The 12,688-nt window shown below is 42.0% G+C and carries 15 protein-coding genes and 1 riboswitch; of the genes, 12 read left to right on the forward strand and 3 right to left on the reverse strand.

All coding sequences use genetic code 11. The features are described 5' to 3' along the window. Positions 1–11: 11 nt before the first annotated feature. The 8 genes from FV185_RS02470 to FV185_RS02505 all read left to right on the forward strand — a co-directional run bounded on the left by FV185_RS02470 (position 12) and on the right by FV185_RS02505 (position 6,710). A complete protein-coding gene (locus FV185_RS02470; protein WP_067493224.1) occupies positions 12–1,226 on the forward strand; it encodes an MFS transporter in 1,215 nt (404 codons plus the stop codon). 13 nt (positions 1,227–1,239) lie between these two features. Continuing rightward, positions 1,240–1,683: an OsmC family protein gene (locus FV185_RS02475; RefSeq protein WP_067493226.1), complete on the forward strand. Its 444-nt coding sequence runs from the start codon at positions 1,240–1,242 to the stop codon at positions 1,681–1,683. A gap of 118 nt (positions 1,684–1,801) precedes the next feature. Next, positions 1,802–2,989 carry an amino acid ABC transporter substrate-binding protein gene (locus tag FV185_RS02480; RefSeq protein WP_067493229.1) on the forward strand — a complete coding sequence of 396 codons (1,188 nt, stop codon included), beginning with the start codon at positions 1,802–1,804 and terminating at the stop codon, positions 2,987–2,989. A 75-nt stretch (positions 2,990–3,064) separates the two neighbouring features. Continuing rightward, positions 3,065–3,928, forward strand: coding sequence for a branched-chain amino acid ABC transporter permease (locus FV185_RS02485; protein WP_067493231.1), 864 nt, complete (start codon positions 3,065–3,067; stop codon positions 3,926–3,928). After that, positions 3,928–4,875, forward strand: a complete 948-nt coding sequence (locus tag FV185_RS02490) for a branched-chain amino acid ABC transporter permease (RefSeq protein WP_067493232.1) — start codon at positions 3,928–3,930, stop codon at positions 4,873–4,875. Before FV185_RS02485 ends, FV185_RS02490 begins: the two co-directional genes overlap by 1 nt. Further along, positions 4,872–5,609 (forward strand): ABC transporter ATP-binding protein, encoded by a 738-nt coding sequence (locus FV185_RS02495; RefSeq protein WP_067493234.1) that lies wholly within the window; start codon positions 4,872–4,874, stop codon positions 5,607–5,609. Before FV185_RS02490 ends, FV185_RS02495 begins: the two co-directional genes overlap by 4 nt. Beyond that, on the forward strand, positions 5,606–6,319 hold the full coding sequence (locus FV185_RS02500; RefSeq protein WP_067493236.1) for an ABC transporter ATP-binding protein: 714 nt from the start codon (positions 5,606–5,608) through the stop codon (positions 6,317–6,319). Before FV185_RS02495 ends, FV185_RS02500 begins: the two co-directional genes overlap by 4 nt. Before the next feature lie 19 nt (positions 6,320–6,338). Next, positions 6,339–6,710 carry a DUF423 domain-containing protein gene (locus FV185_RS02505; RefSeq protein ID WP_067493238.1) on the forward strand — a complete coding sequence of 124 codons (372 nt, stop codon included), beginning with the start codon at positions 6,339–6,341 and terminating at the stop codon, positions 6,708–6,710. Here the strand turns inward: FV185_RS02505 and FV185_RS02510 are convergent. After that, on the reverse strand, positions 6,707–7,162 hold the full coding sequence (locus FV185_RS02510; protein ID WP_067493240.1) for a DUF3429 domain-containing protein: 456 nt from the start codon (positions 7,160–7,162) through the stop codon (positions 6,707–6,709). The genes FV185_RS02505 and FV185_RS02510 overlap by 4 nt on opposite strands. Before the next feature lie 74 nt (positions 7,163–7,236). Between FV185_RS02510 and FV185_RS02515 the strand changes: the two genes are divergently transcribed. From FV185_RS02515 to FV185_RS02530, 4 genes are read left to right on the forward strand one after another with little or no spacing between them, the layout of a single operon-like run. Beyond that, complete coding sequence (locus FV185_RS02515; RefSeq protein WP_067493242.1) at positions 7,237–8,763, forward strand: cryptochrome/photolyase family protein; 1,527 nt, start codon at positions 7,237–7,239, stop codon at positions 8,761–8,763. Positions 8,764–8,784: 21 nt separating this feature from the next. Then, complete coding sequence (gene modA / locus FV185_RS02520; RefSeq protein ID WP_067493244.1) at positions 8,785–9,528, forward strand: molybdate ABC transporter substrate-binding protein; 744 nt, start codon at positions 8,785–8,787, stop codon at positions 9,526–9,528. Beyond that, complete coding sequence (gene modB / locus FV185_RS02525) at positions 9,525–10,187, forward strand: molybdate ABC transporter permease subunit (protein ID WP_067493246.1); 663 nt, start codon at positions 9,525–9,527, stop codon at positions 10,185–10,187. The genes modA and modB overlap by 4 nt, the downstream gene beginning before the upstream one ends. Further along, a complete protein-coding gene (locus FV185_RS02530) occupies positions 10,106–10,897 on the forward strand; it encodes a sulfate/molybdate ABC transporter ATP-binding protein (RefSeq protein WP_156474152.1) in 792 nt (263 codons plus the stop codon). The genes modB and FV185_RS02530 overlap by 82 nt, the downstream gene beginning before the upstream one ends. On the opposite strand, the gene FV185_RS02535 is transcribed toward FV185_RS02530, so the two are convergent. Together FV185_RS02535 and FV185_RS02540 are read right to left on the reverse strand one after the other, a co-directional pair. Beyond that, complete coding sequence (locus FV185_RS02535) at positions 10,894–12,192, reverse strand: Y-family DNA polymerase (protein ID WP_067493250.1); 1,299 nt, start codon at positions 12,190–12,192, stop codon at positions 10,894–10,896. The two genes, FV185_RS02530 and FV185_RS02535, sit on opposite strands and share 4 nt — an antisense overlap. Further along, a complete protein-coding gene (locus tag FV185_RS02540; protein ID WP_067493252.1) occupies positions 12,171–12,527 on the reverse strand; it encodes a LexA family protein in 357 nt (118 codons plus the stop codon). Before FV185_RS02540 ends, FV185_RS02535 begins: the two co-directional genes overlap by 22 nt. 70 nt (positions 12,528–12,597) lie before the next feature. After that, positions 12,598–12,668, forward strand: a riboswitch (Fluoride riboswitch). The last annotated feature ends 20 nt before the right edge of the window (positions 12,669–12,688 follow it).

The following is a 12,688-nucleotide window of genomic DNA, read 5'->3' on the forward strand; positions in this document are numbered from 1 at the left end:
TACTAAAAAATATGTCGCTGAATAAGAATAAAACTGCTCTTCATTCGCAGGCTGTCGTGTGGCTCTCCATTGCTGCATTTTCAAGTGCCGCAGCTAACCGGATTTGCGATCCTATGTTACCAAGCCTAGTTAACCATTTTCACGTTACTGCCAAAGAGGCTTCTTTAGTTATTTCATTGTTTTCTGTGGCCTATGGGTTTTGTCAGATTATCTATGGCCCATTGGGAGACCGAGTTGGTAAGTATCGCTTAATTGGCATAATGACTCTATTGAGTACCATTGGTAGTCTTGGTGCTGCTATAACTGACACCATGAATGGCTTGTATCTTTTTCGTTTGCTGGCAGGTGCCACAGCGGCGGGCATCATTCCCTTATCAATGGCATGGATTGGGGATACCATTGCCTATGAAGATCGGCAGGCTACCTTAGCGCGTTTTTTAGCAGGTCAAGTGTTGGGGGTAATTGGCGGACAATTTATTGGTGGCTTGTTTACTGATCAATTAGGTTACCAATACGCCTTTTACTTCATGGCTTTATGTTATCTCAGTATTGGTATTGGCGTATATTGGCAATCGGTTAGTAACGCGACGACTCACCATACACCTCAACATCATTCTGCTCATTTAGGGATCATCAAACAAACTGGTATGGTACTAACAACGCCGTGGGCCAGGGTGGTGTTATTTACGGTATTTACTGAAGGAGTACTTGTCTTTGGCCCCTTGGCTTTCATTCCCTCTTATCTTCACCACGAAGCGGGATTATCGCTGACTCAAGGTGGCATGGTCATGATGAGTTTTGGTGTCGGAGGCTTTTCTTATACTTTTTTTGCGCGTTATTTTGTTGGCTTATTAGGTGAGGTGGGTTTGTCTTTCGTTGGTGGTGGGTTGTTGGGTCTTGGCTGGTTATTGTTGGCTATCGTATCTGGTTGGTGGATTGCTATACCATCGAGTTATTTACTGGGTATGGGTTATTATATGATTCACAACACCATGCAAACTAATGCTACACAGATGACGCCTAAAGTGAGAGGGACAGCGGTGTCTTTATTTGCCTCTTTATTCTTTTTAGGACAGTCTTTAGGGGTTATTTTATCTGCACAATGGTTGGCTCATTGGCATGAAAACAGTTTATTTTTACTGGTGGCTGTGGCCATTCCACTATTGGGTTTTGTTTTCGGCTATTTAATCCAACAACATCAACGCGCTCTTAAAAAAATATCTTAGTAGGAGGGATGCTATGAGTGAAAAACTTCATGTATCACTAATTCAACACAATCAATTTCAATTTGCAATTCATTTTGGTGACAATAAACCTGTTGTAGTAAGTGATGAAGACGCGCCATTAGGGCAGGGGATTGGTCCCACTCCTGGTCAATTGTTGTTGGCTGCTGTTGCAAATTGTATGGCTGACTCATTGCATTTTGCATTACATAAATTTAACAATCATGCTTCTCCTATAAAAGCCAATGCCAGTGGTGAAATAGGTCGTAATGCAGAAGGTCGATTACGTGTTGTTAAAATCAACATTGAATTAATATTAGGGAAAGCGGCTGACGAGATTAATCACTTAGATCGCATACTTGATCAGTTTGAGGATTTCTGCACGGTTGGAAAAAGTGTGGCTCAGGGTATCCCGCTATTTTTATCTGTATCTGACAGCACAGGAAAAGTACTGAAATAATACCGATAATCAGTTCACTCCTGCTTAAGGAGTTTTTTTACACAGAAATGGCAACAGTGAAATAATTTCTTATAACCTGTTAAAATACTATTTTTTTCGATATGTGTGGAGAGGCTCTATGAAAAAGACTCTAATCGCTCTGGCAAGTGTGTTAGTAATGGGACAGGCTTTAGCACAAGATACGGTTACTTTGGGTGCATCAGTACAAGAAACCGGTGCGTTAGCTAATACAGGCCGTTACTATCGCGATGGTTACAATTTTGCTGTGGCCAAGATCAACGCCAAAGGAGGCGTTAAGATTGCCGGAAAAAGTTATCAATTAGCACTTAAAATCCTTGATAACCAATCGGATAGTAACTTAAGCGTTCGTCAGTACGTTCAGCTACTTAACCAAGATAAAGTCAACTTTTTGCTAGGGCCCTTTGCTAGTAATTTTGCTTTGGCAGATTCGTCTGTGGCAGAGAAATTTCAAGTACCAATGATTCAAGGTGGTGGTGCTTCCGATCAAATTTTTAATCGAGGCTACAAATACATCTTTGGTACACTCCCGGTAGCTAGCCGTTACTTTGAAAGTACCGTTAGTATGATGAAAACTCTGGGCCCACAACCTAAGACCGTGGCTATTTTGTATGCTGATGATGCTTTTGATGTGTCCGTTGCTGAGGGTACACGTCAATGGGTGAAACAAGCTGGAATGAAAGTGGTACAAGATGAACGCTACAGTACCAATGCCAGCGACTTTTCAACTTTAATTTCCAAGCTACGCTCGACTAATCCTGATGCAGTATTAGTTGCAGGACATGAGACTGAAGTATTGAATTTTATACGTCAGGCCAAAAGTCTAAACTTTAATCCTAAGATGTACTCCTTTACTGTCGGTGTACCAACAGAAGATTTTCGTCACGCATTGGGTAAAGATGCCAATTATGCTTTCGGGATGACGTCCTGGGTGCCTTCACCACAAAACAAAGATGAGTATTTTGGTGATGCTAAAGTATTTGCCAGTGCCTATAAAGCTAAGTTTGGCTACGATCCTGATTACCATGCCGCTTCCGCGGTTGCCGATGTTGAAGCTTTTGCTAAAGCAATTGAGTTAGCTAACAGTATTGATCCTAAGAAGGTTCGTGATGCCATCACGCAACTTAACTTTAAATCATTGTATGGCACCGTAGCCTTTAATAAGGAAGGCCAAATTAGTTTGCCACAAACCGTCATTCAAGTTCAGCATGACGCAGTGGTGGATATTTATGGTCAGAGTTTAATCAACAAACCAATTTACCCAATGCCAAGTTGGGATAAACGTTAAACTTTATAATTGTAAAGTAACGGGAGTGCGTGGTTGGAAAAGCGCACTCCCGTTTTAGTTAATAAAGAATAAAATATGGACTTATTATTTCAAGTTATTGTGAATGGCCTACTGTTAGGGGGACTCTATGCACTTATGGCATTAGGTCTTGCCTTGGTGTGGGGTGTTCTCAATATTGTTAATCTTGCACACGGCGCACTGATAATGTTAGGTGGCTATGCTGCCTACTATTTATTTACATTATTAGGTATTGATCCCTTTTTAGCACTGCCTCTTGTCATGATTATGCTGTTTATGTTGGGCTATGTGCTACAACGATATGTATTAAGTTTAATTGCGCGTTCGCCAATGTTCAATACGTTATTGATCACATTTGGTTTAGATGTGATTTTTATGGTTGTTGCTCAATTACTGTTTACCGCTGACTTTAGAACTATCAATCCCTCCTATGCAGGAACGCATGTGACTTGGTTTAACTTAACTTTCCCAACAGTACAATTGTTCTCTTTCGTAGTAGCCATGTGTCTTACAGTTGGATTGTGGTTAATGATGTTGCACACAAAAGTAGGGCGTGCCATCCGGGCTACTGCACAAAATTTATCTGCAGCAAGATTATATGGGGTTAATCCAAAACAAATTTATGCACTGACTTTTGGTATTGGTGCGGCATTGGCTGGGGCTGCGGGAGACTTGTATGGTGTAGTCTCACAAATCACTCCTTATATCGGTGCCACACTGACTGCTAAATGTTTTGCTATTGCCATTATTGGTGGACTAGAAAATCCTTTAGGTGTGATTGTTGGTGGAATACTACTCGCATTAATTGAATCTCTTACTGCTTTGTATGTGGGCCCCACCTTTGTTGATGTGGCAAGTTTTGGTGTGTTGGTATTGGTATTAATTATTCGCCCGCAAGGGTTACTTGGGAAAACAGCATAATGAAACGCTTACTTCCTTTATTGTTGATAATAGTGTTAGGTGTACTCATAGTCCTACCGTGGATTGCAGGACCGACGTTAGTACAATTTGCTATTAATGCATTGATGTTGGCTACTCTTGCTCAGGGATGGAACATTATTGGTGGCTTTGCTGGATATGCCTCTTTTGGTAATTCCATATTCTTTGGTTTAGGCAGTTATGGTGTGGCCATTGCCATGGTGCAATGGAATCTGCCATTTGGCGTGGGGCTGGTGATTGGGGTTATTTTTTCAGTGTTATTTGCCTTAGCTATGGGTGTGCCTGTATTACGTTTACGCGGTCATTATTTTGCCATTGCTACCCTTGCTCTATCACAGGTGATGAGTGCTATTTTTTCTAACTTAGATATAGCTGGAAGAAATATTGGTTTAGTACTTCCTTTGTTAAGAAGTGATACGTTGTTTTATGAGTTATCACTTGGTTTATTGGTAATTGCTACGCTGACTGTGTTTTGGTTATCACGCAGTCGTTTTGGTTTTGGCTTAATTGCTATTCGTGAGAACGAGGATGCGGCTCAATCTATGGGGGTTAATACAACTCGTTATAAAGTGCTGGCTTTCACTTTAGCGGGGGTATTCAGTTCCTTGGCAGGAGGCATTCATGCTTACTGGATTACTTTCATTGATCCCAATAGTGCGTTTGATTTAAGCCTAAATGTGAAAATGATAATTATGGCGGTGTTTGGTGGTCCAGGGTCAGTACTGGGTCCTGTGATTGGTGCTGCTTTACTTTCAGCTGTTTCTGAATTGTTGTCTTCAACGTTATCAAGTGTTGCAAGCCTTTTCTTTGGTGTGGTGATTGTTGTTGCTGTGATACTCATGCCCAAAGGACTAACCGATTGTTGGTTGAGATTTCCCGTAACCGGATGGCGTTACTTTATCCATAATATTCGTCAGTATCGTCTATGACTACACCTATTTTATCTTTAAAAAATATCTCCAAACGCTTTGGCGGTTTATTGGCTGTTAATGGCGTACACATAGATATTATGCCAGGTGAGACAGTAGGACTCATCGGTCCCAATGGGGCAGGAAAAACCACCTTAGTGAGTTTGATTAGTGGCACACTCACTCCAACTACTGGTGATATTGTGTTTCAAGGACAAAATATTACTGCCTTGCCCGCATTTGAACGTGCCCGTCTTGGTATTGGCCGTACTTTTCAGATCATGAAGCCCTTTCCTGGACTTACCGTATTGGATAATGTAGCAGTGGGGGCACTGTATGGCACTACCACTACCAATAAAGCCTTATCTCAAGCGCGGGATGAAGCCATGGAGTGGCTCAGTCGTATGGATTTACAGAGTAAAGCCCATCAACGCGCAGAAGAATTAGGTGGACCTGATCGGAAACGCCTTGAGCTTGCTAAGGCCATGGCCATGAAACCGACGTTGTTGTTACTAGATGAGGTTATGGCCGGTCTTAATTTGGTGGAAATTGATGAAGTGATCGAGGCCATTAAAGTTGTTCGTGAAACAGGAATTTCTATCCTGGTGATTGAACACATGATGAAAGTTATTCAGTCTTTATCTGATCGCTTGTTGGTACTTCATCATGGTCAACAAATTATGGCGGGAACACCGCAAGAAGTATTAAATGATGCGCGTGTTATCGAAGCGTATTTAGGGAAACGACGAGTATGAGCAAGGTTCTATTACAGTTAAATAACTGGTACGCAGGTTATGGCGATGTGGATGTATTAAATAATCTGCATTTTAGGGTTAATGAAGGTGAGATTGTGGCACTTGTGGGTAGTAATGGCGCTGGTAAAACCACTTTATTGCGCTCATTATCGAGAACCCTTAAAGGGCGTGGTGATATTACTTTTGCTGGGCGTTCTTTATATGATGAAACTCCAGAGAAAGTATTTGAAAGTGGTTTGGTACAAGTGCCGGAAGGACGATTACTGTTTGATCAAATGAGTGTCCATGAAAATCTCTTGATGGGGGCTTACCGTCGTCAGGGAAAAGCGGCTATAGAGGCCTCTCTTGAGCGTGTTTATGGACTCTTTCCTAAATTGTATGAGCGACGTCAGCAGCGCTCTGGCAGTATGTCAGGTGGTGAGCAGCAGATGTGTGCCATGGGACGCGCGTTAATGGCTAACCCAAAACTGTTGTTGGTTGATGAAATGAGCCTTGGTTTGGCGCCGGTGATTGTTGATCAACTGCTTGAGATTTTAAGTACCATCCGTAACGAAGGTATTACTGTATTGCTGGTTGAACAGGATATTTACGCTGCTCTAGAAATTGCTGATCGTGGCTATGTAATGGTGACAGGAACCATCACGCAAAGTGGTAGTGCAGACGAGTTGAAAAATGATCCTCATATTCGTGAGGCGTATCTAGGGCTCTGATATAGTTGAGGAAATCACCATGAATCAAACGCGTTTTACTCTCACAGTTGGTTCTTGTTTTATGTTTTTAGGGGTTTTAATGGGTGCTTTTGGCGCTCACGCACTGGAACATCGTTTAAGTGTGCAAGCACAGGGATGGTGGCAAACTGCTGTGCATTATCAAATGTTGCATGGCTTAGCCTTATTGGCTTTAGGTGCCTCACGGGTGAGTGGCTTAGAGCGTGCAACACAAGCCTTAATACTTGGGATAATTATTTTTTCCGGGTCACTCTATGCCTTAGCCTTAACAAATATTCATTGGCTGGGTGCTATCACCCCAATTGGTGGCTTATTAATGATGATCGGTTGGCTGATGCTGATTTATCAATTCTGGAAAGGACGAGTCATTTAGGGTGCACTTAGTCCTGCTATTAAAACAGCAACAGTCGCCACAACCGTTAACTGTAAGCGTAAGGGTAAATACCATGCGGGTAAGGGCATGTGTTTACTGAGTCTCCTGTCTTGGTCATAGTGTACGATGAAAAAAATTGCCAATGAAATGCCAGCAACAAATGGAGGGATTAATAGAGCAAACCATCCCACTAAAGCTGGTATAACACTCCATGCGTAACGTTGTTTCTGTGTTAGGGGCGATAGGTCTTTGGTAAGCATGGCAAAAGCCCAATGTAGTGCTCCAACAAAACTTAAAATAACAGATCCGTAAGTAAGTAGGGCATCGCGCCAAATACTAGCACGATAAGAATCAAGGAAAATACTTAAGCTAAAGGCAATAAAAGGAATAAGGCCACTGTAGCCTAGAATGATGGCGGCTTTGGGTTTTACAGTAATCACTTCTTCGCTCATGGTTTTTCTCACTCAATCAAGGAACAGTTTAATGTGGTTTCTCTCTAACACAGTATTTTAACCCGGATTAGCTCATGTCAACATTGCGACTTATTTTAGGCGATCAACTTAATCCCTGTCATTCTTGGTTTGCAACTAAAAATGACAAGATCATTTATGTGTTAATGGAGTGTCGTGATGAGACAGATTATGTTGTTCATCATGGACAAAAAATCCTAGGGATTTTTGCTGCCATGAGAGATTTTGCTCGCTCTTTAACAACTGCCGGACACCGTGTTCACTATTTAACAATTGATGATCAAGCAAACTTACATAGTCTATCTAGTAATCTACTTCAGTTAGCGCAACACTACCAATGCCAACGTATTGAGTATCAAGAACCCGATGAATTTCGTGTGGATTCATTATTAGCTGCATTAAAAAATCAATTTAATGGTCAGCTTGATTGCGTTTCTACTGAACATTTTTATACACAACGGCTTGATGGCGTTCGTTTCTTTAATAACAAACAATGGTTAATGGAACGCTTTTATCGTGCCATGCGCAAACAGCATCACATTTTATTAGATGCCTCAGGTCAACCTGAGGGCGGGCAATGGAATTTTGATGAAGACAATCGTCAACCTTGGCGCAATGATGTGGCACTCACCCCTCCAAAACTCATCGAACATAATCATCACGGTTTGTGGCAAACCATCCAACAACAATCAATTCAATTTATGGGGGAGGTTGATGCTGAACACTTTATTTGGCCACTTAACCGTGAAGAAGCACTCAGTTATTTAGATGACTTTATTGAACATCGCTTAGTTAACTTTGGCCGCTTTCAAGATGCTATGGTTGTGGATCAGCCCTTCTTATTTCATTCGCTATTATCTTTTGCCTTAAACACTAAAATGATTAGTTCGCGCGAAGTGGTGAATCGGGCTATTGATGCCTATTATCAAGGTCGGGCAAGTATTGCTGCGGTAGAGGGGTTTGTTAGACAAATTATTGGCTGGCGCGAATATATCCGTATATTTTATTGGGCGCACGGTGATCAATACCAGAGTACTAATTTTTTTCAGCATCAGCGTCCTTTACCATCGTGGTTTTGGACTGGGAAGACCAAAATGCGTTGTCTATCCCAGTCAATTGGCCAGTCTCTTCAATATGCCTACGCACACCATATACAACGCTTAATGATTATTGGTAACACAGCCTTGTTATTTGGTTTTTCACCGCAAGAATTAAGTGCTTGGTATTTAGGCATTTACATTGATGCCTTTGAATGGGTAGAGCAACCTAATACGTTAGGAATGAGCCAATTTGCTGATGGTGGATTACTTGCCACCAAACCTTATGTGGCGAGTGCAGCTTATGTTAATAGAATGAGTAATTATTGCAAAGGATGTCACTATAATTTTAAGCTCCGTGAAGAGGAAAATGCCTGTCCGTTAAATGCGTTATACTGGCATTTTCATTATGTACATCGTGATCAATTAATGAAAAATCATCGTTTATCTATGGTGTATCGCCAGTGGCAGCGCTTTGATACGACTCAACAACAACAAATCTTGAATCGCGCACGTGCACTTCTCGATGATGCACAAGCATGTTAGGTTAAGGTAAGGAATATTCGTATGCAACGTTTTTTATGGGCTATAGTCTTGCTGGGTTTAAGTATACAGGTTAACGCAGAGGAGATAATTGTCTCTGCAGCAGCGAGTCTCACTAATGCACTTCAGCAAATCGCGCAGGATTTTTCGACTACCCATCCTCAAGCAACAGTGCGCTTTAATTGGGGTGGGTCAGGTACCCTCGCTCGTCAAATTGAGGCAGGCGCACCTGTTGATCTATTTATTAGTGCTTCAGACAAAGTCATGGATTCCTTGCAAACCACTTCCCTCATTGACCCTGCCTCGCGCAGTGTAGTGGTTCATAACCAATTGGTTTTAATCGTACCCATCCAGTCTTCGACTGAGATTCATGATTTTACAGATTTAGCCCAAGCCAAAAAAATTAGTATCGGCGATCCTCGGTTTGTACCTGCTGGAATGTACGCCACTCAGGTATTTCATTTTTATGATTTAACTCATCAGGTAGAAGCTCATTTAATTTTAGCCTCTCACGTTCGCCAAGTATTGACCTATGTGGCTGAGCAGGATGTAGAGGCAGGACTTGTGTACAAAACAGATGCCCTAGAGATGGCTGACAAAGTACGTATCGCGGCTTACGCTCCAGAGGATTCTCATACACCTATTGTCTATCCAGCGGCTATTGTTAAAGCCAGCCAACATAAACAATTAGCTCAAGAATTTCTTAATTATCTCAACAGTAGAGAGGCGAAAGTTATCTTTGCTCATTATGGATTTCAAACGCCATGATGGAGATTGGGCAGATACTTCTGCTGTCATTATGGATTGCGAGTTGGTCAACATTGTGTGTTGTTATATTAGGTATTGCTCTAGCGTACTTATTCGTCTTTGGACAAACCAAAAAATGGCTCTGGCTTGATACGATGGTAGCCATTCCCTTAGTGTTACCTCCCACTGTAGTAGGATTTTTATTGGTTTATTTGTTAGGCCATACCGGGCCGATCGGTGCCTTAATGTATCGCTTCAATGGTATGAGTATATTGTTTACCTGGCAGTCTGCCGTGGTAGCGGCTTCTGTGGTGTCATTACCGTTAATGGTACGCGTTACGCGTTCAGGCTTTCTTGGAGTTAATCAAGAATTCATTTTAGCGAGTCAGAGTTTAGGTAAGTCTGGATGGGTAACATTCACTCGCGTCATAGCTCCTTTGTCTCGTAATAGTATTGTGGCAGGAGCAATATTATCATTCACGCGAGCGTTAGGAGAGTTTGGTGCCACCTTGATGGTGGCGGGCAATATTCCCGGAAAAACGGCTACGCTCTCTTTGTCTATTTATACCGCGTTTGAATCAGGGGACAATCGTAGTGCGTGGATCATGGCTTTGTTGTTAACTCTCATCGCAGTCTTGTCTATGGTGATCACTTATTTATTAACCCGGAGTCGTTGGTGATGCTTGCCGTTCACTGTCACACACAACTTCCTGGTTTTAGTTTAGAAGTAGCATTACAGTTACCTTCACAACTGAGCGTTGTGTTAGGTCCTTCTGGCGCAGGTAAATCTCTTTTGTTACAAACCTTAGCAGGATGGATTAGGCCTGATAAAGGAGTTATTCGTTTCGGTGAGGAATGTTGGTTTGATCAGACAAATAATATTAATTTGTCCGTCAGAGACAGGCAGGTGGGTTTTGTTTTTCAGCATGATGCATTGTTTCCGCACATGAGTGCTCTAGAGAATATAGTATACGGACATCGTGCACCAACAAGTAGGGATGCGCGAGAGAAAGCCACAACTTTTGCACAGCGCTATCAATTGACTGAGGTTCTCTCTCTCTTTCCTCGTCAACTGTCAGGTGGTCAACGACAACGTGTAGCACTAGCGCGCACTCTGATGAGTGAGCCGCGTTTACTGTTATTGGATGAGCCTTTATCCGCTTTGGATTTTATGACTCGCCGGCACATACGTGATCAATTAATAGAGATACAACGCCAACTGTTACTACCTATGGTATTTGTGACTCATGATATTCATGAGGCGGTGTTCATGGCGGATTATTTGGTGTTGATGAACGAAGGCCAAGTGATTCAGGCAGGAGAAAAAGAACAGGTACTGACGCATCCTGCTAATAACTGGGTCAAAGAGTGGTTAGCGGAAGTACGTTAATAAGCAATAGCCAATTCATCCCATTCTGTGGTGTAACGAGGTGAGCGTTTTTCAAGGCGCACAGACCAAGAGCGTGATAAATGTTTAAGAGCACTGCTGCCAAAGGTAATGGTGTTGCCACCAAAGCGTTGGTTGAGTGTGTCAATGGAGTGCATCAATCGTTCACTGCTGTGTAGATCAATGTCACTAAATAACTGTTGCTGTTGTTTGGTTTTATCGGATAAATCAAGTAATACGACGCCCACTTTATGATAAAGCAGTCCTGGTTTGAAAATACGTTGCAATCCTCTGATCGCTGCTTGATTAAGAAGACGTGTGTCATCACTACTTATTGCTAGAGATTCAAGAGCATGATTGCTGTAATGAATTTCTTTTTGACGAAAGGGGTTGGTACGAATAAATACGCCCACTGTATGACAAAGAGATCCTTCTTCACGCAATTGAAGCGCTGCTCGATGCATATGAAAAATCACAGCCTCTTCTACAGATGAGTAGGAAAGGGTAGGTTGACCAAAACTGCGGCTACAAATAATTTGTTTACGTGCTGAAGGATGCTCCTCCCAAGCCAGAGCCACTTCGCCCCTTAATTCAGTTATGGTTCTAGCCAGCATGACATTAAAGTGTGAACGAATAACAGATAGAGGGGTATGGTAACAATCCCAGAGTGTAAAGATATTTAACTTAGCTAAAGACTGTTCTAAGTTGGCGCCAATTCCCCACAGGGTAGAGCTTGGTAGTATTTTTAAAAAGCCATGTTGTTGTGTTAGTGATAAGTGAGGCCACACACATACTCCTTTAAATTCTAGGTTTTTTTTAGCCAGATGATTAGCCAATTTAGCCAGTGTTTTAGTGGGCCCTATACCCACTCCTACAGGTAATCCCAATTGCTTTAGAAGTGTTTTTCTAAGTGTGTAACCAAACTCTTCTAAAGGCTGTTTGTATGAGCTTATATCTAAAAAACATTCATCAATAGAGTAAATTTCTTGGCTGGGTGCAAACTGTTTTAATAAGCGCATCATGCGCTCACTCATATCGGCATATAAAGCGAAATTAGAACTCAGTGCCACTAGGTTATGGCTGTTCACTAAATGGGCTACTTTGAAAAAAGGAGTGCCCATGGCAATACCTAAGGCTTTGGCTTCATTGCTGCGTGATACAACGCAGCCATCATTATTGGATAACACGACGACAGGACGCCTTCTTAGAGAAGGATTAAATACCCGTTCACAGGAAACATAAAAATTATTGCCATCAATAAGAGCAATACCACTATTTATGGTCGATGTAGTACCCATGTCACTACTCCCCAGATAAGAGAGTCCTCTGCGTCGGTTAACTGTATTGTGCGATACCGTGGGTCATCCGCTTCCAGATAGCCTTTGTTATGTCTAATGATTAAGCGACGCACCACAAATTCATCACGTAGGTAAGCTACCACTACCTGTCCTGAGTGAGGAGTAAGTGTACGGTCAACCACTAATAGATCTTCTTTAACAATCCCAGAGGCCTGTAACGCATTGCTTTGAGCACGAAAAAAGAACGTACTCTCAGGGTGAGGCATGAGATAGCGTAAAAGATTCAGTGTATGTTGCTCTTCTTGAGCAGGGAAAAAAGCCAAATGTTGCGTCATAGGAATTATAATACTGTATATTTATACAGTTTAAAAGGGGTTGTTTTGAATCCCGAAAATGGCTATATTCAAAGCTACAGGAAATGGCATTTTCCTATCTAACCGCCTTATTCAATAAAGGATGATAATGCCTACAGTTTTTCCGTTAGGGGAAAGTGTAG

This window comes from Ferrovum sp. PN-J185 (genome assembly GCF_001581925.1).
Classification (GTDB): domain Bacteria; phylum Pseudomonadota; class Gammaproteobacteria; order Burkholderiales; family Ferrovaceae; genus PN-J185.